This is a genomic window from Sporosarcina obsidiansis (assembly GCF_009651005.1).
GTDB lineage: Bacteria > Bacillota > Bacilli > Bacillales_A > Planococcaceae > Sporosarcina > Sporosarcina obsidiansis.
In genome coordinates this window covers 1-23,692 of sequence record NZ_WHVW01000029.1, presented here as the reverse complement: position 1 = coordinate 23,692, position 23,692 = coordinate 1, and the positions used below count along the sequence as shown (strand labels likewise).

The 23,692-nt window shown below is 42.8% G+C and carries 20 protein-coding genes and 1 tRNA gene; 1 reads left to right on the top strand and 20 read right to left on the bottom strand.

Going from position 1 to position 23,692, the window contains the following annotated elements; translation table 11 throughout:
* Positions 1-128: 128 nt before the first annotated feature.
* From ftsH to GD002_RS16460, 4 genes are all read right to left on the bottom strand, one after another.
* A complete protein-coding gene (gene ftsH / locus GD002_RS16475) occupies positions 129-2,165 on the bottom strand; it encodes an ATP-dependent zinc metalloprotease FtsH (protein ID WP_153733462.1) in 2,037 nt (678 codons plus the stop codon).
* 266 nt (positions 2,166-2,431) lie between these two features.
* Positions 2,432-2,974, bottom strand: a complete 543-nt coding sequence (hpt, locus tag GD002_RS16470; protein ID WP_153733461.1) for a hypoxanthine phosphoribosyltransferase — start codon at positions 2,972-2,974, stop codon at positions 2,432-2,434.
* A gap of 19 nt (positions 2,975-2,993) precedes the next feature.
* Positions 2,994-4,403, bottom strand: coding sequence for a tRNA lysidine(34) synthetase TilS (gene tilS, locus GD002_RS16465; protein WP_153733460.1), 1,410 nt, complete (start codon positions 4,401-4,403; stop codon positions 2,994-2,996).
* A 20-nt stretch (positions 4,404-4,423) separates the two neighbouring features.
* The gene (locus tag GD002_RS16460; protein ID WP_153733459.1) at positions 4,424-6,835 is read right to left on the bottom strand and encodes a SpoIIE family protein phosphatase; all 2,412 of its coding nucleotides are present in this window, start codon (positions 6,833-6,835) and stop codon (positions 4,424-4,426) included.
* 212 nt (positions 6,836-7,047) lie between these two features.
* On the opposite strand from GD002_RS16460, the gene GD002_RS16455 reads away from it, so the two are divergent.
* Positions 7,048-7,121 (top strand) — tRNA-Met (locus tag GD002_RS16455).
* A gap of 133 nt (positions 7,122-7,254) precedes the next feature.
* On the opposite strand, the gene GD002_RS16450 is transcribed toward GD002_RS16455, so the two are convergent.
* The 16 genes from GD002_RS16450 to glmU form a co-directional block, all read right to left on the bottom strand.
* Positions 7,255-7,677 carry a S1 domain-containing RNA-binding protein gene (locus tag GD002_RS16450; RefSeq protein WP_153733458.1) on the bottom strand — a complete coding sequence of 141 codons (423 nt, stop codon included), beginning with the start codon at positions 7,675-7,677 and terminating at the stop codon, positions 7,255-7,257.
* A gap of 125 nt (positions 7,678-7,802) precedes the next feature.
* The gene (locus tag GD002_RS16445) at positions 7,803-8,216 is read right to left on the bottom strand and encodes an FtsB family cell division protein (RefSeq protein WP_153733457.1); all 414 of its coding nucleotides are present in this window, start codon (positions 8,214-8,216) and stop codon (positions 7,803-7,805) included.
* 30 nt (positions 8,217-8,246) lie between these two features.
* Positions 8,247-8,732 carry a spore cortex biosynthesis protein YabQ gene (gene yabQ, locus GD002_RS16440; RefSeq protein WP_153733456.1) on the bottom strand — a complete coding sequence of 162 codons (486 nt, stop codon included), beginning with the start codon at positions 8,730-8,732 and terminating at the stop codon, positions 8,247-8,249.
* A complete protein-coding gene (gene yabP / locus GD002_RS16435; protein ID WP_153733455.1) occupies positions 8,729-9,025 on the bottom strand; it encodes a sporulation protein YabP in 297 nt (98 codons plus the stop codon). Before yabP ends, yabQ begins: the two co-directional genes overlap by 4 nt.
* A 198-nt stretch (positions 9,026-9,223) precedes the next feature.
* A complete protein-coding gene (locus tag GD002_RS16430) occupies positions 9,224-9,514 on the bottom strand; it encodes an RNA-binding S4 domain-containing protein (RefSeq protein WP_153733454.1) in 291 nt (96 codons plus the stop codon).
* On the bottom strand, positions 9,504-10,970 hold the full coding sequence (yabN, locus tag GD002_RS16425) for a bifunctional methyltransferase/pyrophosphohydrolase YabN (RefSeq protein WP_153733453.1): 1,467 nt from the start codon (positions 10,968-10,970) through the stop codon (positions 9,504-9,506). The genes GD002_RS16430 and yabN overlap by 11 nt, the downstream gene beginning before the upstream one ends.
* 5 nt (positions 10,971-10,975) lie before the next feature.
* Positions 10,976-12,568 (bottom strand): putative polysaccharide biosynthesis protein, encoded by a 1,593-nt coding sequence (locus GD002_RS16420; protein ID WP_153733452.1) that lies wholly within the window; start codon positions 12,566-12,568, stop codon positions 10,976-10,978.
* 56 nt (positions 12,569-12,624) lie between these two features.
* The gene (gene ytaF / locus GD002_RS16415; RefSeq protein ID WP_153733451.1) at positions 12,625-13,218 is read right to left on the bottom strand and encodes a sporulation membrane protein YtaF; all 594 of its coding nucleotides are present in this window, start codon (positions 13,216-13,218) and stop codon (positions 12,625-12,627) included.
* Between the two features lie 154 nt (positions 13,219-13,372).
* A complete protein-coding gene (locus tag GD002_RS16410; RefSeq protein WP_153733450.1) occupies positions 13,373-14,575 on the bottom strand; it encodes an NAD(P)-dependent malic enzyme in 1,203 nt (400 codons plus the stop codon).
* A gap of 469 nt (positions 14,576-15,044) precedes the next feature.
* Complete coding sequence (spoVT, locus tag GD002_RS16405; protein WP_153733449.1) at positions 15,045-15,581, bottom strand: stage V sporulation protein T; 537 nt, start codon at positions 15,579-15,581, stop codon at positions 15,045-15,047.
* A gap of 83 nt (positions 15,582-15,664) precedes the next feature.
* Positions 15,665-19,198, bottom strand: coding sequence for a transcription-repair coupling factor (mfd, locus tag GD002_RS16400; RefSeq protein ID WP_153733448.1), 3,534 nt, complete (start codon positions 19,196-19,198; stop codon positions 15,665-15,667).
* 139 nt (positions 19,199-19,337) lie between these two features.
* A complete protein-coding gene (locus GD002_RS16395; RefSeq protein ID WP_228548410.1) occupies positions 19,338-19,568 on the bottom strand; it encodes an anti-sigma-F factor Fin in 231 nt (76 codons plus the stop codon).
* A 50-nt stretch (positions 19,569-19,618) separates the two neighbouring features.
* The gene (pth, locus tag GD002_RS16390) at positions 19,619-20,191 is read right to left on the bottom strand and encodes an aminoacyl-tRNA hydrolase (RefSeq protein ID WP_153733447.1); all 573 of its coding nucleotides are present in this window, start codon (positions 20,189-20,191) and stop codon (positions 19,619-19,621) included.
* 82 nt (positions 20,192-20,273) lie between these two features.
* Positions 20,274-20,897, bottom strand: a complete 624-nt coding sequence (locus tag GD002_RS16385; protein ID WP_194841660.1) for a 50S ribosomal protein L25/general stress protein Ctc — start codon at positions 20,895-20,897, stop codon at positions 20,274-20,276.
* An 81-nt stretch (positions 20,898-20,978) separates the two neighbouring features.
* Complete coding sequence (locus GD002_RS16380; protein ID WP_153733445.1) at positions 20,979-21,938, bottom strand: ribose-phosphate diphosphokinase; 960 nt, start codon at positions 21,936-21,938, stop codon at positions 20,979-20,981.
* A 27-nt stretch (positions 21,939-21,965) separates the two neighbouring features.
* The gene (gene glmU / locus GD002_RS16375; protein ID WP_153733444.1) at positions 21,966-23,324 is read right to left on the bottom strand and encodes a bifunctional UDP-N-acetylglucosamine diphosphorylase/glucosamine-1-phosphate N-acetyltransferase GlmU; all 1,359 of its coding nucleotides are present in this window, start codon (positions 23,322-23,324) and stop codon (positions 21,966-21,968) included.
* Between the last annotated feature and the right edge of the window lie 368 nt (positions 23,325-23,692).

Genomic DNA, 23,692 nt, shown 5'->3' with positions numbered 1-23,692 from the left:
AGGTGCTACACACGCATGCATCCCTAGCTAAATCAACTAGAGATCCTGACCGACTTTCAATACAAACTATAATAGCCAATCCAATAAGAAAGCAGCCGACTGTTATGTACAGTCGGCTGCTGGTCCGCTTAGTCCCTGCGTTCTTCGTCAATCGATGGAAGTGTTTTGTCCACTGTTCCACCTTCACTTGGCAAATCTGCAACAGACGGATCTTGTGGTGCACCCGTCACATCTGGAGTTGGGTTTGGCGTTGTTTCTGACGTTTCGCTTTCTTTCGCAGTGTCCTCATCAGACTCTGCTACGCCATTGTTGCCATTACCGTTTTCATATGGACGCTCTGGCAAGACACCGTGATCCTTCAAGTGATTGATTTGTTCCGCATCAAGCGTTTCGACTTCCAATAAAGTCGTTGCGATTAAATCGAGTAAATCTCTTTTCTCAGTCAAAATTTGTTTTGTACGGCTATATTGTTCTTTAATGATCCGTTGCATTTCCTGATCAATTTCATAAGCAATCGACTCAGAATAATTCTGCTCGGAATTAAAGTCACGACCTAGGAAAACTTGACCGCCTTGCGATTGGCCAAACTGCATAGGTCCAAGCTTATCGCTCATTCCGTATTCTGTTACCATCGAGCGCGCAATACCTGTAGCACGTTGGAAGTCATTGTGAGCACCTGTTGATACTTCACCAAGCACGACTTCTTCGGCTACACGACCACCTAACAGACCCGCAATTTTATCAAGAAGCTCAGGTTTCGTCATGAAGTAGCGATCTTCTTTCGGAAGCATGACAGCATAGCCACCAGCCTGCCCACGAGGAACAATCGTCACTTTATGCACAATTTCCGCGTCATCTAGCATCAAACCGACGACCACGTGACCCGCTTCGTGGAATGCTACAATATTTCGCTCTTTTTCTGAAATGACTCGAGTAGTTTTAGCTGGACCTGCAATGACTCGATCCGTCGCCTCATCAATATCGGACATATCAATCTTAACTTTCTTCCTTCTCGCTGCCACAAGTGCTGCTTCGTTCAATAAGTTCTCAAGATCAGCACCGGAAAATCCAGGCGTACGTTGAGCAAGAGCTTTCATATCAACCGAATCATCAAGCGGTTTGTTGCGTGCGTGGACTTTCAACACAGCTTCTCTTCCTTTTACATCTGGGCGACCAACCGTGATTTGACGGTCAAAACGTCCCGGACGAAGTAATGCTGGGTCCAAAATATCCGGACGGTTCGTAGCGGCAACAATAATAATACCTTCGTTCCCTTCAAAACCATCCATTTCAACTAGCAATTGGTTCAATGTTTGTTCACGTTCATCGTGACCACCGCCTAAACCGGCTCCACGCTGACGCCCAACTGCGTCAATTTCATCAATAAAGATAATACATGGTGCATTTTTCTTTGCATTCTCGAACAAGTCACGCACTCGAGACGCACCGACACCTACAAACATCTCCACGAAGTCAGAACCTGAAATGGAGAAGAACGGCACCCCTGCTTCACCTGCTACAGCACGCGCCAGCAAGGTTTTACCTGTACCTGGAGGCCCTACAAGCAAGATCCCTTTAGGAATCCGCGCACCGAGTTCCACAAACTTCCGTGCATCTTTCAAGAAATCCACGACTTCTTCAAGCTCCGCTTTCTCTTCATCTGCACCTGCTACATCATTGAAACGTACTTTCTTTCGATCATCCGTTTGCAGTTTTGCTTTACTTTTTCCGAAATTCATCACTCGACCGCCACCGCCGCCTTGTGATTGATTCAGTAGGAAGAAGAAAAGGATAATGATAATAATGAATGGCACAAGTCCTGTAAAGAAGGATACCCACGCACTCGTTTCAGGAGGCGGTAGAATATCGATTTCAGTCTTTGTCGTTTTCACGATATCGCCAATATTGTCCATATCATTCATCGGAATGTTCGTTACGAATGTTTCTCCTTTTTCGTAACCTTCCATTTCCCCTTTTACTTCATACACGAGCTGTAAAGGCTGAAAAGTAGCATTCTCGACTTTCCCTTGTTCTAATGCCGTGATAAATTCATCATACCGAATCGGTTTCATCTTCGGATTTGGATTGTTTAGCGAACTGAAAATCCCCATAATCGCAAGGAAAATCAATCCATATAAAAGAAAGTATCGAAGTATTCGATTCATCCCAAGCCTCCTCATCTCATTCAACAGAAAACTATTGTAAATTTTAGCATAGATTAACATGAATCTACAAAGAAAATGCCTCATGGAAAAAGGCTTTCAGACTTGTTAACTAATTACGCCTTGGCGTAATTGTGTCCTAGGATTTCAACTAAATTCAGCACCTGTTTGAACTCCCACTGAATGTGGTGACAATATGTATGAATCCCACCCTACATAGAAGTGTGGGATATCTGCTGAATTTAATTTAAAAGTCCAGTCTGAAAGCGTTAAAAAGAGTAGATTTCTTTTTTCAACACACCGATATAAGGTAAATTCCGATACTTCTCAGCGTAATCTAACCCGTAGCCGACAACGAAAGCATCCGGAACATGAAAACCTACATAATCTGCCTTTAAGTCCACTTTGCGACCTGTCGGTTTATCAAGCAAGGTCACAATTTTAATGGAGTTAGCTTTTCTGTATTTGAAAAGTTCTACTAAATAATTCAAAGTTTTCCCACTATCAATGATATCTTCAATGATCAAGACATCACGACCTTCTACACTTGTGTTCAAATCCTTAACAATCTTTACTTCACCTGAAGAAACAGTTGCGTTCCCGTAACTGGATACATCCATAAAGTCTAGTTCAATGTACGTATCAATTCGTTTAATCAAATCGCTCATGAATGGCAATGCACCTTTTAACACGCCAATTGCTAAAGGAAATTTCTCTTTATACTCTTCCGTTAAGGTCGCCCCAAGTTCCCGCACTTTTTCTTGAAGTTCTTCTTCTGTAATTAAAACTTGCTCGATATCTTGTGCGATCATCGGCTCGTCCCCTTCCATTTTATCTATTTTCGCCTTCTCGCGTAATCCATATGTATGACTTGCCTTCCGGTCGGTGACGTGAAAACATCTTTCCATACCGAATACCCGGCACCGCACATACGATACCACTTGCCGTTGTAATGACTGGCTGTTGCTGTCTTTGCGTCATTCCTACTTTTTCATCAATTAATATTCTCGAAACTCGTTTAGCTTGGGACATGCCTTTGAGAGGTAGCCGATCTCCGGGTTCCCGAAGACGAACAGTCAACGGCAATTCAACCTCTGACAATTGAAAATAGCGCACATCATCTAAGGAAAGAACGTGTTCGATCGCGTGCGCTTCTGCATCTTGCCAGTAAAACTGAACATTTCCCCACGATTGCCAAACTCCTTTTTCTAGAACTTTTGAATGAAGGGACGTAGTATCCATATACTTTTTTGTAACTAGCAGTTTATCATATTCCCTAACAAATCGGTAGCCATATGCTAAATCGATCGTTGTATTTCCAGCCGAGTCCCTAATGTGCTGTAATAGCTCTTCTACTACTGCAGAACGTAGCTCAACCTTCTCCGTTTCCGGACTGGGAAGACAACTTAATAGTAGTTGAATCACACGCTTTTGTAAAGCATGGTGGATAGCAAGAAATGCCTGGCGGTTAAAACAAGGAAGCTGTTCGTCAGTATAGGTAACAATCGCTTGCCAATGTTTTTCCGCGAGTTCACTCAACAAGGCTTCCTCTGCCTGACGCTGTGCCGTTAGTTGGACAGCTCCTACAGAGACAGATGGATTTTCTTTTGATAAGACAGGCACCACTTGATGCCGGATTCGATTGCGCAAATAGTCATCTCGTTGATTGCTCGGATCCTCGCGAAACGTCAAACCATACTGAGTTGCATACTCATACAGCTCGCTCTTCTTTAAGGGAAGGAAGGGACGAACAACGCTCCCTTGATGAAATGAGCGCTGTATAGGCATCCCATTCATTGAATGACCTTTACTTAATTGTATAAGCACACTTTCCAACTGATCTTCGGCATGGTGCCCCGTAGCCAGAACTGCGAATCCGTGACCTGCCATGGTCATCGCAAAACATTTATACCGCTCTTCTCTGCACAGCATCTGCACATTTCCACCACTACTTTCCAGTATGGCAGGAATCGGTACCTGTTCAGAGAAGAACGGCAACTGAAATTCTTCACAAATATCTTCCACTACAAAGGCATCCTCGGCTGATTCCTTTCCACGAAGCATGTGATCCACATGCACCGCCCCCACTTCGATGCCAAGCGTCTTTCGATGAGTTGCTAAAAAATGTAGCAGGGTGATGGAATCTACACCACCTGAACAAGCGACCAATACACGGGATCCGGGAGGAATCAATGTTTGTCTCTCGATGAACTTCAACACTTTTTGCTGCAAACTTTTCATGATTCATCTCCCTCCTGTCTCTATCCTACCATTCTTTGGCGAGAAATAATCCGCGATTTTTTATTAACACTCGACCATTTAGGAACAACATGATCAACCTTCATCACTAGTATGGTACGATCATCTTCTGCTGATCCAAACTCACGCTCCATTTCCAACATGATTTGATCTGCAATCGTGTGGCAATCCATCTCTTTAAATCGTTCAATTGTTTGTTCCAGCACTTCCTCCTGTGATTCCAGCGATATTTCCCCGTTAAACATCCCATCTGTCATCATCACCAGTATATCTCCCGACTTTAATTGCTCATTTTTTGCCTCTATCGAAAAGGATGGCAAGAAACCAAAAGGTACGGTTTTGCTATCTAAGCGTATACATTCATCGCCCCTTTTAATATAGGTACTCATTGACCCTGCCTTCCATGACCATAGCCGACCGTCCTGCAAATCAATAAGGGCCAAATCCAACGTGGCATACATGTCGTCCAACCCATTTAACGCCATCATATAATGCAATGTATGGATAGCTGTTTCCGGATCCATTTTTTGTCCCAGGCATTCACGCATGAGTCGAATCACTTTTCTGCTCTCATGATACGCATTGACGTCTTGTCCCATACCATCAGATAAAAGAACGGCAGACAATCCATCATGAATTTTAAATACTTCGTACGCATCACCTGCTTGGAATGTACCTCCTCCTGCCGTAGTCACAATGTCATAATCGAGCGAAAATCGCACAGCTGAACTGAATGTTAGTTGTACATGAGGGAACGGAAACGGCTGATACGTAGATTTCGAAATATAGATCGGTTCTTCATACATCTGTTCAAGTACCGGTAATATTAAATACTCTCCTACAGTAGTCTCGGTTTCAAAATCCGCCTTTTTTTCCGGCACCGATACCACCACTCTACAAGCCCCCCGTTCCTCTGATAAAATATCGATCTGAAAAAACTCCACGCCTTGCGCCTGTAAACGATTCGCCAAATCCTCCTCCGCGAGCTTATAGGTAGTCAAATCTTCCTTTACTTCCCGCATGACTTTTTCAATATGCGTGCTCATATCTCGTAATTGAAGCGCTAACATCTTTCGGCCATGTTGCAACTGTCCCATTAATAAACGATTGGTTCCATGCTCCTCCAATTCATTAATCAAACCTTTAAAGCGTAAACATTTAAATTTCATCTTCTCTTCCACACGCAGACGCGCTGCTTTTTTCGTTGCTGAATAGGTGGATTCCCACTCATTCACCAAGGGTCCTATACCATCTTCCTCACTTTCCCAACATTTTTTATAGCGAAAACACGATTGGCAAATAGAAGGCACTTGAAGCGTGGCCGCAACTTCTTCCTCTGGTGAAAAACGATTATTCACGAGTGTCGACATAAAATGGGCAAACTGCTGGAACTCTTCCAACTGACCATCTAATTTATCTGCCAGCCATTGCTGACGTTTTTCCGAGATCCCCTCCTGTTTTGGTAAAAAAACTTGTCGAATTCCATTTAATTTACGAGATGGTATTACGAAAAACAAAGCCGCTGCCACTCCGATCGTCGCGAAATGAACCGTATCCAGTGGTAGCGTGGCATCATAGAGAAGGAAAAAGAGCGACACGAACAAACTCCCCGTCACGATCCCCAATTTCCCAAATCGTTTCAACCCGCCAGCCAATAAACCCGTCATTCCATATAACGCCATCATTCCTGTAAAAGCCAAATCCGAAACACCTATAATTAACGCGATAATCATACCGACTGTTGTAGCGAATGGAACACCGCCAACCATAGCGGCTACATAGATCGCAAGAAATAAAAACACACCTGCCACCGATATGTAGCCGATCTGCAAGCCTCCCATACCCGTCGTGGCCAATGCCCCCACAATGCACATGGCACTCACTTGTTCAGGATTCCAAGGTCCATACAACAATCGTTCTATTGAAGGAAATGCTAACAACATAAATATTGTCATAAATAGTGCTAATAATGCTTCCAAACCGATCGATAATTGTACCGCTACCGGTGGACTCCCGCTATACATTACGAGTTGCCAGATGATCTGCGGGATGATCATACAGCCTGCTACAGCTAGGGGAATTGATTTTTTGACAAATGGGGATTTGATGGCCAAGTGAAACAGTAATAATTGCGTCAAGTGGATGACGGCTTGTCCCATTCCCAAAAATGCACTGCCCGCCATTCCACCAATGAACACGTAAATCATATGTTGACGATACCGCATACTGGCTAAAGCCCAAATAGATAAGAAAAATGGAACAGCCATATCGAATACCACTGCTTGTGCTAGAAAGAACGAACCGATTAAGAAAAGAATCGCTGTAAGAAGATATACTTTTCGGTTGATCAGTTCTTGCCATGCCACCCTGAATTGCTGGCCTAACGGTCTCTCCATATTGTCAATCATCTTCATTTCCCATACCCCCTATGTTCTCTTACTTGCAACTATACATGGGTTCTTAAAGAGATTTTGTCTGTTTGTGACAGAGCAACGTGAAAACATTTCGACGTAATCCGTATCTTTTTTTCTTTTTTCCAAAAAAACATTGACACTTCTCAATTTGAAATGTATGATTAAAGACGTTGCGCTCGAATTAAACAATTCAGTAGACAACGTATTACTTTGGCGGCGTAGCTCAGCTGGCTAGAGCGTACGGTTCATACCCGTAAGGTCGTGGGTTCGACCCCCTCCGCCGCTATACATTAAATACCCCTTGCATCTATGCAAGGGGTTTTCGTTATCCAAATAAAAACGTATACTCAACAAAGGCTGATGAGCATACGTAATCGGATGTAACTTTTACTTTTCATAAGGTTGAACTAGACAACAAGTTATCCTCTTCTCGCGCCACGGCCGCCGCGTTTGGACTCTGTCGCTCTCTTCAAGGTAGAAAGACGTTCTTCACTATCTTTCATGAATTTTGCCATCTTTTGTTCAAAATTTTCTGGTCGTTCAAAGCTCGGCTTGCTGCCTTGGCGAGGTCGCTGAGGACGCTGTGGGCGTTGCGGACGCTCCGCTTCCGGTTTCGCCTTACGGATGGAAAGACCGATTTTACCATCTGCCCCCACATTCATCACTTTAACTTCTACCATATCACCGACTTTTAAATGGTCATTTATATCTTTGACATAATTGTCAGCAACTTCACTAATATGGACTAATCCTGTGGATCCGTTCGGCAATTCAACAAATGCCCCAAAATTTGTGATCCCGGTTACTTTACCCTCTAACTTGCTGCCTACTTCAATTGACATAAAAAAAATGCTCCTCCTTAAGTTTTAAGCGGCCCTTAAAAGTGCCTATCAACCATATTGGCATTTCCTGCAATTTGCAGGCTCCTACTTATATTATAGCCAACAAAAAAAGAGTGTCAATACGACTACTCTTTTCTCGTCTCTTTTTCTGACGATTTCTTCTTGTCTGGAATAGAAAATATAATTTCATTGGATTCTGAAAGAAAGTACTCTTTACGCGCAAGTTTCGCAATATATTCTTCGTCATCCAACATAGCCAGTTGCTTATTCAATTGATCTTGCTCTTTTTTTAAATCCTTTAGTGTAGCGATTGCTTGTGTCTTTTCCTGTTCTTTTGCTGCCAACAATTGCTTTTGGCTGGAGTACTTACTAAATAAACTTCCAAATACAATACACATGAGAATCGCAAAGACGATCAAACGGTTTCGCAATCGCTTTTTTTGCGCTTTTTTCCAGTTTTCTTTTTTCTGCATGGAGCGCACATATTCAGTTTCGATTGATGTGACTTTTCTAGCTGTCGGCTTCTGTGGTTTCTTCATGGCGCACACACCTTTCCTTACCCGTTTATACTATTGTTCTCTATTATATAGTACTCTACCTTTTTTTTGAAGGAATTTCCCAGCCGCCTTACCTAATCGGATAACAGGCGACGTGATAAATGACAGAATATAGATGATAACTTGGATGATCCGTTGAATAAGCATGATGAGTAAGCGTATAAAATACCAAATAGGTCGGATGATAATCACTAATAGTAATCTCCCGATAAAACGAAAAGGATAGTGAAAGACTGCCGCGTAGAGCAGCATACCGCTGACCTGTGCAACGGGGTCATACATCCGCCACGCCCCGTCGCGTACGATCATCAATACCCAAAATGCGACAACCCCTAAAAAAATCCAGATTATCAATTCAAACCAAAACGCTCTTCGCCGAATAAATGATCGTTTATCACATGCAGCTATTATAGTTCCAAATAAATCCATTACCACCCCGGCGGCAATACCTGTCCCGATCATCGCAAGCAAACTGAAGAACTGGACGGATAGGCTCATCCGAATAGTTTATGGAGAAAATTGCGCGACCCTGTTTCTTCTTCGTCGTATTGCAGTGTTTGTACGGAACCTTCTAGTGTTAGCAAGCCCTTGTCCACGTCCAAATGCACAATACGCAATTCCTCCCCGCGGATTTGCAATACTCCTTGCGATGTTCGAACGAGAAATTCCTCCTGATCAAATCGGTCGATGGTTTTTACAGACGTGAGGTCCATTCTCTTACGATTGCGCATGGTCACTACATGGTCTCCTGATGGAATAGTATACGTAGAACTGTCCGTTTGAATTTGCATATGCGTCCCCCTTTTCTAGTGCGTTCTCCATATCTTATGCGGGGACTTGCGTAAACATGACAGGCAAATAAAAAACAGCCTTGGGATAGGCTGTCTTGAATGGTAGGCTAGGGAATGGGAAAAGTGGTTAGGATACCGTTAATCTACGTTCCAGGCGGACGCGTTCCGGAGGGCCCGCGGTGAGCCAACTATTCCTATTCAATCTTCATCGTCCACAAATTCAGGTTCTACTTTTTCTAAACGCTCTTCACTAAGGATGGTGTACATAGAAGCTGCATCTTCTTTTTTAGTGGAGTCCTTTAATTCATTGACGGTAGCCGTGACGATTTTTTGGCCAAAACGAATGGCCAATTCATCACCCAGTTTGACGTCAGAGGATGCTTTTGCTACCTTTCCGTTAATGGTAATTCTTCCTTGGTCCGCAACTTGTTTAGCCAAGGTACGGCGTTTAATCAGGCGAGATACCTTTAGAAATTTATCAAGTCTCATGGGATTCTTCCTTTCGTTTGGCTTGTCGCCAGAATTCTTCTAGTTGCTCTAAAGAATAAGCAGTAAAATCTCCGCTTCCTTGTTGCACGCATTGTTCTACAAAGTGAAAGCGGGATTTGAATTTTTCATTGGCATGCCACATGGCTTCTTCGGGTGATATTTTCAAGAATCGCGCAATATTCACAATTGTGAACAAGACATCGCCCAGTTCGTCTAGTTGACGGTCGGCTCTTCCATTACGCACCTCTTCCTGAAACTCCTGCCATTCCTCTTGGAACTTCTCAAAGGCGCCTTCTATATTCGGCCAATCAAACCCGACATTAGCGGCAGCCTTCTGATAATTGAAAGACGTCAGTAAAGAAGAAGCATAGCGCGTTTGGCCTTCTAGCAGGGAAGACGACCGTGGTTTTTCTTGATCCTTGATTGCTTGCCAGTTCGTCAGTACATCTGCTGTCGTGTCTGCTTCAGTCTGTCCGAATACATGAGGATGACGACGGATCATTTTTGCCCCGATAGACTCTAGAACATCTTCCATGGAGAAGTAACCGTCATCCTCGCCAATTTGCGCATGCAAAAAGACTTGTAACAGCACATCACCAAGCTCTTCGATGATCGCTTCATCATCTTCCTCATCAATTGCTTGAAGCAGCTCAAATGATTCCTCGATCAAATAACGTTTTAATGACTCGTGGGTTTGTTCCCGATCCCACGGACAGCCGTCTGGCGCACGTAAGGCAGCAATAATTTCACGCAATGAACTCCACTCTTTCAATCGCTGATCGCGCTCAATCAAAGGCGGTACATAAATTGTCGTGAGATTATTTAATGTCATTGACCGATCCAGCTCGAACAGCGGCACAGTCGTCAACTTTTCCTCGACTGAACCTGCAGCTGTCACAATGGTCACCTCATGATTATCAGGATACTTCTCCATAAGCGATAATTTAACATCGGATGCCACGAACGCATCATATACTTGTCCCACTAAAACATGCTGATCCATTCGCACATCATCACGCTTTAGATCCGTCCCATCTAGCAGCTGGAATCCTTCGATCGGATCAATACGCAAAGCAGTAAAAATTGGATCTAGGAAGCTGCTTCCTCCTGCAATATGAAGTTTGATCTCACCCATTTTCTCTTTCTCGATCAATAGCTGAACCGTTCTTTCCGCTACGAGAGGATGCCCTGGAACCGCATATGTAATCGGTTGTTCCGTACTCAATAGAAGTAACTGTTCTACAATGGTTTGGTAAACGTCTTCGAACTCATCATTTGCTTCATAGATGGCATCGAAGCTCTCCATTTGCATACCTTCTGAGCGCAGTTCTTGTACCACTGGATGCTCTTCCGTCCTGATGAACAGACGATGTGCTTTTTTCAATAATCGATAAGTGCCTAGCGACAGCTGCTCCAAATTACCTGCACCCAACCCTATGACCGTTATATTTCTCAAATGATTCACCTTCTGTTTTTAGTTAGCCATAGCTGAACCATCGCCAACCGTTTTCCGAACGGCAGTAAGTACCATTCTCTTTCATTCATTATACGGGATTTCAGGACAACGAACAGGAATATGATTGCGCCTATCACGACGGCTGTTATTGCTGTAAAAGTAGCCCCCCATCTTGAAGAAAGACCATCGAAAAGCCATAAATCCGATACCAGCATCCAAGGAATCAGAACAGCCGCCATTGCAGCTCCTGCGCCTAGAAGCACAGCGTAAAAGCGACTTGACGCCAGTGGAAATTTCCAGAGACGCTTAAAGTAAAGAGTCAATAAGACAGCCACAGCTGCTAACGCGATAGCACCTGAAGTGGCAGCTCCTTCAATTCCATACTGTTGAACGAAAACAGGTGTAGTTGCCAGTTTGATTAGCACCCCGAGCAATAAAAGTAGAAGGGGCACTCTCACCTTGCCGCTTCCTTGAAGAATAGCCGTTAATGGCAAAATTATCGACAACCACAAGATTTGAAAACAAAAAATGATGAGAGCAACTGAACCCGACCGTGTTTCAAACAACATTTCATTGATGAAAGGCAAGACGAGAACCAAGCCGACCGTTGCGGCCCAGCCAAATAAAATGGATGTTCTGAACGTCAGGCTAATAAACGGGAGCGCACCGCGGCCCTCTCGCTTAGACGAATGATGTGCGATTAACGGAACAATCGCTAACGCCAAGGTAGACGCCAGCAAAATACCCATTTGCGCAATCGGCTGCCCTCGATCATAAACGCCTTTCATTTCCATAGCTGTCTCACTCGCTATGCCCGTTTGAATCAATGCGTTATAAAGCGTGAAGGAATCTACCAATTGAAACACTAATAAGATTAGCGAACTAGCACTGACACTAACGCTAATTTTCGTCAAATCCTTCACTACTAGCCACGGATGCACACGATCTACAGGCACTCTTTCACGTTGCAAAAAGAACCAAGTAAGTAGGAGAACTCCCACCACCTCTCCAGCAATCGCAGCCCACATTGTAATCTCTCCTATTTTATAAAGAGAGGTACCCGCTCTCACCGCCAGCCAAGTACCTGCCAGTACAATGACTACTCGAAATAATTGCTCCGATACATTGGAAATCGCGATAGGTATCATATACCCTTCTGATTGAAAAACACCTTTCAGTACAGCTAGAAACGGCAGAACTAAAACAATATAAGCGCCAGTCTGCAATATAGGGGCCAAGGCTCCATCGCCCATCATATTTGCGAAAAAAGAAGATCCAGCTCTCAATAACAAAAAAATCATAGTTGATAATATAAACAGATAAACGAGCGAAACACGTAAAATCCCTCGTGATGCACCCGGACTTTTACTCTCTGCCAACAATTTTGAAACGGCTACAGCAAACCCAGAAGACGTCCAAACAATAAATATTCCGATAAACGGGTACACTTGCTGATAAATATAAAACCCTTTATCTCCTACTAAATTTTGAAAAGGTACTCGATACACTGCACTCAACACCTTGACGATGATTGCGGCAATCGTCAAAATGGATGCACCTTTCATAAATGACTTCATATTCCACTTAGTCAACGCCATACACGCGCCTCTTTCATTGGATGATGAATTCTAGTATACCATTTTCGTCTGCTACACTAGAATAAGCGTGTTACAGCGATTACTAAAATAATGGCACCGCTCATGAACGTCCCGAATTGCCCGAGCGTCATTCTACCAATCCGTAGGTCAGTCAATCTAGCACCTAATACCACACCAATCCACAAAGTGAGATAGCTTCCAACAGCGGCTGAGAGCGCGATAGCAAGTGCAGATAGCTCCAGAAGTCCAGCTCCGACTCCATTGGTCAACGCATTTGCAGAAAGGGCAACACCTAATAGTAATGCCTCCCCTAAACTAATATGAGCCGATCCGTCAAAATCCATTTTTTCCGGCTCACCTAAAACGCCAACCTGACGTTTTTTTTGTTGTCGTAAAGCAATCACCATGATCCGAATACCAATTATACTTAACACTACAAAGGCCACGAGATCTGGCAATATGCCCGGCAACAATTCCGCCATCCATGTACCCGACACAATACCTAGCAAACTAAATATGAAACAGATCACAGCAATCAATAAGTTGGAAAGAGCAGGAATACGGACTCGCTGCACACCATAAGAAAGTCCGACTCCGAAGTTGTCAATGCTTGATGAAATTGCAAAGCCTGCGATAAGTAGCCAAGTCATTCCGTTCCTCCGCTCCTATAGGTTTTATCCTACTATACGTGCAGAGAGAACCCGATGTGTGTGCATGGCGTTGATTTGGATCGTCTCAATATCTGTACATAGAGAAACCAGTCTCTCTCCTCAAACAGGGAAAGACTGGTCAGTATACTCAGATTTATCTAGTTGGTAAAATGATTTCTTTAGCAACCGAGACGTTTGTGCGCATTGCCGCCTTACCTACCGCGTGTGCTACAATCGAAGGTACTCGATCATCGAATGGATCTGGGATAATATAATCTTCTCGTAAATCCTCTTCTTTAATCAAATCTGCAATCGCATACGTTGCCGCTAACTTCATCTCTTCATTGATCTCTGTAGCTCTGACATCGAGCGCTCCTCGGAAAATACCGGGAAATGCTAAGACATTGTTGACTTGGTTAGGATAATCCGAACGCCCTGTCGCGATGATCCGAACGCCATATTCTTCAGCCAATTCAGGCTTTAATTCAGGCATCGGGTTAGCTAGTGCAAAGACAATCGGCTCAGGATTCATGCGATCGATTAATTCTTTTGTTAACAAGTTTGCGACTGAAACTCCGATAAACACATCTGCACCACTCATCGCATCTTCCAATGTGCCTTCCACTTTTTCACGATTCGTGATGAGGGACATTTCATCCTTTACACTATTCATAGAGAATTGGCGACCTTCGTAAATAATTCCTTTCGAATCACACATGATAATGTTTTCGAAGCCCATATTTAGTAGCAGTTTCGTAATTGCTACACCCGCAGCACCTGCACCGTTTAAAACAATTTTCACTTCATTACGTTTTTTACCAACCACTTTCAACGCGTTAATCAATCCTGCTCCTACTACGATAGCGGTACCGTGCTGGTCATCATGAAAAATGGGAATATTACATTCTTCGCGTAATCTTTGTTCGATTTCAAAACAGCGTGGAGCAGAGATATCTTCTAAGTTGATAGCACCAAATGTTGGGCTCATGGCTTTCACAATACTGACAATTTCATCTGGATCTTTCGTATCTAAACAAATTGGGAATGAATCAATTCCGGCAAATTGCTTTAACAATAATGCTTTCCCTTCCATGACAGGCAAAGCTGCTTCTGGACCGATATCCCCAAGACCAAGTACAGCCGTACCATCTGTTACTACAGCAACTAAATTCCCTTTAATTGTATATTCATATGCCAGAGATGGATCATTGGCAATTTCTACACAAGGTTCAGCCACTCCTGGAGAATAAGCCAAACTTAAATCCTCTTTATTTTCTAAAGGAACTTTTGAAATTGTCTCCATCTTTCCATTGTGAATTTTATGCATGTGCAAAGAAGATTTGTATCGCCTGTTCATAAAATATCTCTCTCCCTGTCCTGTTAAATTGTTGGTGGTTCGTGTTGGTAGTGATTATAAGCGCAAACACAAAGCAAACACAAGGGGGAATATTCACTCAACTCTTAAAAGAGAAAATTGGTAAGCGTTTACAATACCTTTGTCAAGGCTTTTAATGACACTTAAAAATTTTTAAAAAAAGTTTTGACTTTTGCTCGATTTCGTAGTATGTGAAAACCTTCACTTTTGATTTAGCTATATGTGAACTTTTTCACGTAAGGTCTATGTGAAAAGTTTCACTTAAAGATTATTCCTATGTGAAAATTATCACATGGGTAGTATGTGAACTTTTTCACTTTTATATAGAAGGAAATTTTTAATACAAATTAACGCATTCGGTAAGACAGTTAAAATCCACAAAAAAACTCACAAGCAACTATGACGTTGCTGTGAGTTTTCGTTAGAAGTGGGAGTCTTCTGTTGAATTCGACTAATTTTCCATTTGTTTAGCTAAAAAGTTTGCTGCGGTTTCTGCAGCTTTTTGTTCTACTTCTCCAACAAAGTGTACTTTTGATACTAAATATACAGCTCCAATTGCATCACCATTCGCAATGATTGGTGCAATACAATAGGATTTTACTTGCTCCACCTGGCCAGGTACCCATTCGATAGTTTTTTCAAGTTTTTCTATGACGACCGTTCTGCCATTCAACACCTCTTCACAAATAGGCGATAGCTGGCGGTTCATATAGTCTTTTTTGGACAGACCAGCAACCGCCAGCATTTCATCCCGGTCACTAATTAGCGCTGGAGTACCTAAGGTTTCATAAAGTGTTTCTGCATATTCTACTGCAAACTCACCAAGCTCTGAAATAGGTGAATACTTCTTTAAAATGACTTCCCCTTCTCGATCGGTGAATATCTCTAAAGGGTCTCCTTCACGAATTCGGAGTGTCCTTCTAATTTCTTTTGGAATGACCACTCTTCCTAAGTCATCAATTCTGCGGACAATACCCGTTGCCTTCATGTATAATGCCTCACTTTCTCGAAATATAATGTATTTCTGAAAGTAGTATGCATCATAGATGGTCATTTTATGCAATCAAGGTGTTACACGGCATCTGTAGTATGGACTTCCTTTGCTGTCTCTTGCATAATGTGCACCATCTCTTCAATCATGTCGAACTCCGTGAACTTATTGGATTTCTTTTCATTCACGGTCACAATAATTTGACCATTTTCAAGCGTCAATCCAACAGCATGCCCAAATTTTAAAGAATACTCCATAAGCTTCGCCCCATCCGCACGTGAGGTCCCTTTTTCAGACAATCGAATTTCAACTAGTCCTTGCACTTTTTTGATGGATTCTACGCCTGCCATACGACCCCATGCCTTCATACGACCTACACGCAACAGTAAATCGGCTTCAAGCGGCATATCACCGAAACGATCAATCATTTCATCCACTAACTCTACATAATCATCATCGCTCGTTATGGCCTTTACTCGTTTGTACATTTGGATTTTTTGATAACCGTCTTTAATGTAAGATTCCGGAAGATAAGCGTTAATTGGTAATGATATCTCTACATCTTTCATCTCTTCTTTCACAACGCCCGTCTGACGTTCCTCAATCGCTTCCTGGAGCAATTGTGAATACAAGTCGAACCCGACAGAATCGATAAATCCATGTTGCTGTGATCCCAATAAATTCCCCGCTCCACGGATAGAAAGATCACGCATTGCAATTTTAAAGCCCGACCCCAGCTCTGTAAATTCCTTGATCGCTTGAAGACGATTTTCCGCAACCTCTGTCAGCACTTTATCACGTTGGTACAACATATAACTGTAGGCTACACGATTTGAACGCCCAACTCTACCACGCAATTGATAGAGTTGCGATAGCCCCATCCGATCTGCATCATGCACGATTAATGTGTTCACATTCGGAATATCAATACCTGTTTCAATAATGGTCGTCGTAACAAGCACATCATATTCCCCTTCGAGAAAACTCATGATGACAGCTTCAAGAGCAGCTTCCCCCATTCTGCCATGAGCCGAGGCGATACGTGCTTCAGGTACTAATTCCCGAATTTCTTCGACTTTTCGATCCATATCTTCTACACGATTATACAAATAAAATACCTGTCCACCGCGCCCCATCTCTCGTTCAATAGCCTCTCGCACTAGTCCGCCGTTATACTCCATCACATACGTTTGGACTGGAAAGCGGTTTGCAGGCGGTGTCTCAATGACAGAAAGATCGCGTACACCGACCATCGACATATGCAAGGTACGTGGAATCGGCGTAGCCGTCAATGTCAGCACATCTACATTGGTTTTAAGCTGCTTAAGTTTTTCTTTATGCGTCACACCGAAGCGCTGCTCTTCATCGACAACGAGTAATCCGAGATCTTGATACACCACATCTTTCGACAGTAAACGGTGCGTCCCGATCACGATGTCAATCGTGCCAGCTTTCAGTCCTTTGATCGTTTCGTCTTGCTGTTTCTTTGTTCGGAATCGATTAAGAAGTGAAACAGTCACCGGATACTCAGCGAACCGTTCTTTCATCGTCTCGTAATGTTGCTGAGCAAGAATTGTTGTCGGCACCAAAAATGCTACTTGTTTACCGTTCGTAACTGCCTTGAACGCTGCACGTATAGCAACTTCTGTTTTTCCATAGCCAACATCTCCGCATAACAGCCGATCCATCGGCCGCTCTCTTTCCATGTCTTTCTTTATTTCGCTAATGGACTGTAATTGGTCTTCCGTTTCGTCATAAGGGAACGCATTTTCAAAGGAGCGTTGCAGATCATCATCTGCACTAAATGCAAAGCCTTTTTCAGCTTCTCGCTTTGCGTATAGCTTAATCAAGTCATCCGCAATATCCTGGATGGCCGCTGTCACCTTACGCTTCGTTTTCGTCCAATCCGTACCACCTAGCTTATGCAGTTTCGGTTCTTTTTCTCCAGAAGCTACATATTTTTGTATCAAATCAATCTGATCGGCAGGAACGAATAATTTATCCTCGCCACGATAACGAATATCTAGATAATCTTTTTGAATTCCATTAACATCTAACGTTACAACGCCATAATATTTACCAATCCCATGATGGACATGGACGATATAATCGCCAGGTTTGATTTCTGAATAGCTTTTGATTCGTTCGGCATTCGTTATTTTGGGTGGACGCGCTTTACGTTTAGGTTTCCCTGTAAACAGTTCCGCATCCGTGATGACCGCTAGTTTTTGAAACGGTAATTCAAATCCAACAGATAAATCTCCTTCGATGATCGATAAAGTTCCGTCTCTTGTTGGCTTACCATTCAATACAGCTTCTATGTCATATTCCCTTAAAATGTCTTGTATAGCGTTCATTCGCTCAGTTGAAGCGGCTAGAAGAAACACATTATAATTTCCTTGTTTCCATCGATCAATTTCATTTTTTAATAAAGGCATCTGACTATGGAATTGTTGCATCGGTTTACAGGAAATCGTGATATTTTTTTTAATAGTTATTCCTGACACCGCTCGGGTAAATAAAGATAAATATAATCGTCGCTGATATATTCGACTAAGCACCTGTTCATACTTCCAGGAAAGTTTAGTGTCATGAAGCATTTTTCCATCTTCTAGCATAGCTAGCTGAAATTCCTGCTCCTCCGCTTCCAACGTTGTAACCGTCTCTTGTATACGTCCTAATTCATCGAATACAATAAGTCCATCAGACGGGAAATAATCCGTTAGCATGGCACTCGCCTCGGACGAAAAAGAAGCGTACTTCTTCATCGTATCAGGAACAATCCCGTCCTTCATCAGTCCAACATCTTCCATAATCGTGGTTAATAATTGTTGCTGTAATTCTTCGCTTTTGATTCTAGTTAAACTATCACCAAGTGCTTGTTCCACTTTACGAGAAACTCGCAGTAGCTCTTCCGCAGTCCAAATAAACTCTGTTGCGGGCAATAACGTAATGGCTTCAAGCTTTCCTGTCGAACGCTGGTCTTCTGCAGAAAACGTACGGATCGAATCAATTGTCGTGTCAAACAGCTCAATACGTACCGGATCTTGCATAGTCAATGGATAGAGATCCAATATGCCCCCACGCAACGCAAATTCACCCGGCGCACTCACCAGGTCCTTCCGTATATATCCCATCGACACGAGCTTTTTCAGCCATTCTCCTATATCGATGTCTTCATTCGTCTTCGCTGTGACATAATGTGTTAGCCAGGAATTCTTTGTAGGCAAGAGCTTCCTCAGACCAGCAACCGGCGTGATGTATATGCCGCAGCCCATCCTAGCCATATGATCCAATGTCTCAATGCGTGCAGCACGCAGTTCATAACTCGCAAATGTAAAGTCAGCGGCCACTAGCTCTTCTGCTGTATATAAATGAACGTGTTCATCACCGACCATCTTGATGAGATCTTCATATGTCCGTTGCGCCTGTAGCATATTTGGCGAGACGATCATGACAGGCCGCTCAAGTGACTGTTGGATCACTTTAAAGAAGATGGCCTTAGAACCACCAGAAAGACCTGTTATCAACTGCTGATCTTGTCCAGCCTGCAAGTCCCTCAACAGACCTTGAATCTCTTTTTCTTCTAAAAATAGCTGATCTATTACTCCCAATCGACTAATCCTCTCTATATATCAATTATGACTTGGTATGACCTACTCTTTTTCATATCAATCAAGTCTAGTTTTCCTATCCGTGTAGAAATACAATATGCACAAAAAGCTTTGGCTGTTAGCGCCAAAGCAGCTGTTACTATTGTAACCATTTTTTTAAGGTGTAGTAATCCGGAAACTCCTTTAACGATTGTTCGCAGTGCTCACAGATGCATCGTATATGCAATCCGCCATCATGATCGACGGATAAAAACGATCTTTTTTCACCTTCATCCAGAGTCTCAATCTTGCGGATGGTTTCCTTTGCAGCTTCAAATGGAATAGAACCGATTTCTGTATCACAGTGATTGCAAGAATAGCGGATCACCATCTCTTCACCTTCCTTTTCCAAAGTATAGGCAAAGAGTTGGAATATTATGCTTAAGAACCGTTAAATTTATTCATCACTTCAAGAAAAGATGTCTTAGGGCTTTGGCTCCATTCTTCACAGGCGTCTGCACTTTTTTGGATCGCTTCTCCGATTAACGGCTGATCATCTGCACTGAATGGTGCTAGCACGTAATCTGAGACTTTCATTCCACCTGATGGACGATCGATCCCAATGCGGATTCTGTTAAATTCTGAAGTACCTAAATGCGCAATCAACGATTTCATTCCGTTGTGGCCGCCTGCACTTCCTTTTTGGCGAAGCCGAATTTTCCCAGTCGGCAAATCCAAATCATCATAAAGGACCACCAACTCCTCATCCTCCACTTCAAAATAATCAGCCAAAGGGCGGACACATTCACCAGACAAGTTCATATAGGTCATCGGCTTTAATAGGATCACTTTTCCTAAAGAAGTATGCACGGTCGTATACAGCCCGTTGAACTTTTGTTGAAATGCAGGTGCTTGCCAGCGCTTCGCCAGCTCATCAATTACTTGGAATCCAACATTATGTCGCGTCTTTTCATAAGCTTTCCCGGGATTTCCGAGTCCGATTAGTAATTTCATTTGCTTCTCTTCCTTTTCTGACCGATCTCTATATGCATAGAAAAGGAGCGCACGGTACAAACTCGTGCGCCCAATTCGTTATTTATTCTTCTTTTTCTTCACCAATTACTTCAGGCTCTGCTTCTACACCAGCTGTTTCATCCAATGCTTCCATTTCCGCTTCCGTTCGTGGAGCAGATAGAAGGACAAGTGTTTCATCATCTTCATTCAAGATTTCATATGCTGCTTTTGTGCGAATATCGCTAACGAGTAGCGTGTCGCCAATTTGCAACTCAGAGATATCCAAATCAATGGATTCTGGAATATCAGAAGGTTTCACACGAATGGTCACTTCACGGATTGGCTGCTGTAAGATGCCACCCTCTTTTTCACCTGGCGATTCACCGACTAAATGAACCGCGACCTCAACATCGAGTTCTTCCGTCATATTAATCGCTAAAAAGTCAGCGTGTGTAATATCGCCTTTTAACACGTCAGATTGATAATCATTTAACACGACATTCACGTCTTTGCCATCTACGTTCAATTTGATAACACCATTTCGTCCCGTTTCACGCAGCGTCTCAATTAGATCACGCTCTTTTACCGCGATGGGGGTGCTTTCAGTTTTGTAACCATAAACTACGGAAGGAATCCAACCGTCTTTTCGTAAGTGTCTTAGTGTTGTTTTGTCAGTTTCTCTTAAGTTCGACTGCATTGTGCTCATTTGTATAGTCACCTTTCCTTTGAAAAAGTTTTTTCTACCTCTTGAAACATTCAATATCAGACGACATCAGGTAACTTGTCATCAATCAAACAAAGTGCTTACGGACTTCTTCTCAAACACGCGGATAATTGCAGATGCTAATAGCGGTGCAATGGATAGCTGTTTGATCTTTGGTGAGAGCTTAGACTCTGGCAATTCAATGGAATTCGTTATGACCAATTCCTTAATCTTGGAGTTATTTATCCGTTCAATTGCAGGACCGGATAAAACTGGATGTGAACAACAAGCATACACTTCTTTTGCTCCACTTTCAATTAAGGCGCTCGCTGCAATCGTAATTGTACCTGCCGTATCGATGATATCGTCAATGAGAATAGCTGTTTTGCCTTCTACATTCCCTACGATATTCATGACTTCCGCTACATTCGGACGCGGACGACGTTTGTCGATAATAGCAATCGGTGCCTTCATGCGGTCTGCCATTTTACGTGCTCTTGTAACGCCACCGTGATCCGGTGATACAATGACAAGATCATCTCCCACTAATCCTTGGCTTTGGAAGTATTCAGTCAAGATCGGCTCTGCTACTAAGTGGTCAATTGGAATATCAAAGAAACCTTGAATTTGAGGTGCATGTAAGTCAACAGCGATCACACGGTCAGCACCCGCTTTTTCCAATAAGTTCGCTACCAATTTAGCCGTGATCGGTTCACGTGAACTAGCTTTACGGTCCTGCCGTGCGTAGCCATAATAAGGCATCACTACATTGATCGTACGCGCAGAGGCACGCATTAAAGCATCTAGCATAATGAGAAGTTCCATTAAATTATCATTGACTGGATTAGAAGTGGATTGGATGACAAACACTTCACAGCCACGAATGCTCTCTTCGATATTGATCTGGATTTCTCCATCACTAAAGCGTTTGACTGAGCATTTGCCTAATGGAAGTCCGACTTGCTCTGCAACTTCTTTTGCAAGTGGTTCATTCGCAGTTAATGAAAAGATTTTCAGTTTGTCGTTCGGATAATGATTTGCCATGATGGCCCTCCTGTTAGTTGGGTAAGATTAGTTTTTTACGTATCCTTCTTTATTCTCTTGGCGAACGCGTGCAATTGCAAGTGAATTTTCTGGAACATTTTTTGTAATAGTGGATCCAGCAGCCACAAGAGCACCTTTTCCTACAGTGACAGGAGCTACTAAATTAGCGTTACAACCAATAAAGGCATCATCCTGTATTTCTGTCTTATGTTTATTCTTGCCGTCATAATTAACGGTAATCGTTCCACAGCCGACATTCACATTCTTACCGATCTCTGCATCTCCAATATAGCTGAGATGGGATACTTTGCTGTCATCACCGAGTTGGGATTTCTTTACTTCCACAAAGTTTCCGACCTTTACATGATTACCTAATTGGGTTTCAGGACGTAAATGTGCAAATGGACCGACTGACGTTTCAGAGCCTACTTGACTATCACGAACGACAGAAGAGTGTATTGTACTATGATCCCCAACTGTACTATTTACTAAATGGCTATTAGGTCCAATCAAACAGTGTGCTCCTATTTTTGTCGTACCTTCGATCATGACACCAGGTTGTATGACCGTATCGCGGCCAATTTCTGCCTCCGCACTAATGACGGTCTGCTCCGGATTAATGATGGTTACCCCGTTGCGCATATGTTTATCTGCAATTAGACGGCGCATTTCCTTTTCCGCCTGAGCCAAGGCTACACGATCGTTGACCCCCAACGTTTCATGGAAATTTATTGTCGTATACGCCGAGATACGCTGTCCTTCTGATTTCAAAATACCCAATACGTCGGGAAGATAGTATTCACCTTGTGCATTTTCGTTATTCACCTTTTTCAGTGTCTCGAACAAAGCACGGTTATCAAAACAATATGTTCCTGTATTGATTTCCGTCACACTGCGCTCTTCATCGGTGGTATCTTTATGCTCAACGTTTCGTAATACGTCTCCATTTTCTGCACGAATAATTCGGCCATAACCAGTTGGATCATCAGCAATCGCAGTGAGTATGGTAGCTTTTGCTTCTGTTTGATGATGATGGGCAAGTAGCGCCTTCATTGTCTCAGTACTGATTAACGGAGTATCTCCACAAACCACAAGCGTTGTGCCGTCAAGATCTCCAAGCACCGATGTAGCTTGTTGAACAGCGTGTGCAGTACCTAGTTGCTCTGCCTGCAACGCATATTCACTTTTGCTTCCTAACGTCTGTTCCACCATCTCTGCACCGTGACCTACAATAGTAACGATCCGGTCTGTGCCTACATCGCGAATATGGTCGATCACATGCTCTACCATTGGTTTACCGCAGACTGGGTGAAGCACTTTATAAAGATCGGACTTCATCCGAGTCCCTTGTCCCGCAGCCAGGACGATAGCATATGTGTTTGTCATCTGCCAGCCCCCATCCTTAATTCATTATTGACTATATCGGAAATGATAGGGTTTTTCAAGCATACTCCCTTGACAATTACATTACTTTCTTTTATGATTAATAATCTTTTGTCCAAATTTATGTAGCATATAGGAGTTGCCTATTTGCTTAACTAAACACCTTCACTAACAGGAATGAAATAGGTATACCCATATTATTCACCTCCAAAACTTTTATATAAAGCTTGCATAATATTTGACTCTTCTTATAAAGAAATTTTTGAAACCAAAAGGCCATCTATTCAATAGATGGCCTCAGACTGTAGACAAACTCCGGAAATTTGGAGTTTTCCTACAGTCTATTTTCTTTTACAATAGAGTAAACGCCA

Coding starts and splice junctions, on each gene's coding strand:
- ytaF (WP_153733451.1), bottom strand. CDS start 13,218: ATGACTTGGCTACTTATCGCAGGCTTTGCAATTTCATCAAGCATTGAC.
- GD002_RS16460 (WP_153733459.1), bottom strand. CDS start 6,835: ATGAAGATGATTGACAATATGGAGAGACCGTTAGGCCAGCAATTCAGG.
- pth (WP_153733447.1), bottom strand. CDS start 20,191: ATGAAATTACTAATCGGACTCGGAAATCCCGGGAAAGCTTATGAAAAG.
- GD002_RS16445 (WP_153733457.1), bottom strand. CDS start 8,216: ATGAAGAAACCACAGAAGCCGACAGCTAGAAAAGTCACATCAATCGAA.
- GD002_RS16420 (WP_153733452.1), bottom strand. CDS start 12,568: ATGGCGTTGACTAAGTGGAATATGAAGTCATTTATGAAAGGTGCATCC.
- yabP (WP_153733455.1), bottom strand. CDS start 9,025: ATGCAAATTCAAACGGACAGTTCTACGTATACTATTCCATCAGGAGAC.
- spoVT (WP_153733449.1), bottom strand. CDS start 15,581: ATGAAGGCAACGGGTATTGTCCGCAGAATTGATGACTTAGGAAGAGTG.
- GD002_RS16410 (WP_153733450.1), bottom strand. CDS start 14,575: ATGAACAGGCGATACAAATCTTCTTTGCACATGCATAAAATTCACAAT.
- GD002_RS16430 (WP_153733454.1), bottom strand. CDS start 9,514: ATGAGACTTGATAAATTTCTAAAGGTATCTCGCCTGATTAAACGCCGT.
- yabQ (WP_153733456.1), bottom strand. CDS start 8,732: ATGAGCCTATCCGTCCAGTTCTTCAGTTTGCTTGCGATGATCGGGACA.
- hpt (WP_153733461.1), bottom strand. CDS start 2,974: ATGATCGCACAAGATATCGAGCAAGTTTTAATTACAGAAGAAGAACTT.
- ftsH (WP_153733462.1), bottom strand. CDS start 2,165: ATGAATCGAATACTTCGATACTTTCTTTTATATGGATTGATTTTCCTT.
- glmU (WP_153733444.1), bottom strand. CDS start 23,324: ATGACAAACACATATGCTATCGTCCTGGCTGCGGGACAAGGGACTCGG.
- GD002_RS16450 (WP_153733458.1), bottom strand. CDS start 7,677: ATGTCAATTGAAGTAGGCAGCAAGTTAGAGGGTAAAGTAACCGGGATC.
- GD002_RS16385 (WP_194841660.1), bottom strand. CDS start 20,897: ATGAGCACAATGCAGTCGAACTTAAGAGAAACTGACAAAACAACACTA.
- tilS (WP_153733460.1), bottom strand. CDS start 4,403: ATGAAAAGTTTGCAGCAAAAAGTGTTGAAGTTCATCGAGAGACAAACA.
- GD002_RS16395 (WP_228548410.1), bottom strand. CDS start 19,568: ATGGTGATCCGCTATTCTTGCAATCACTGTGATACAGAAATCGGTTCT.
- GD002_RS16380 (WP_153733445.1), bottom strand. CDS start 21,938: ATGGCAAATCATTATCCGAACGACAAACTGAAAATCTTTTCATTAACT.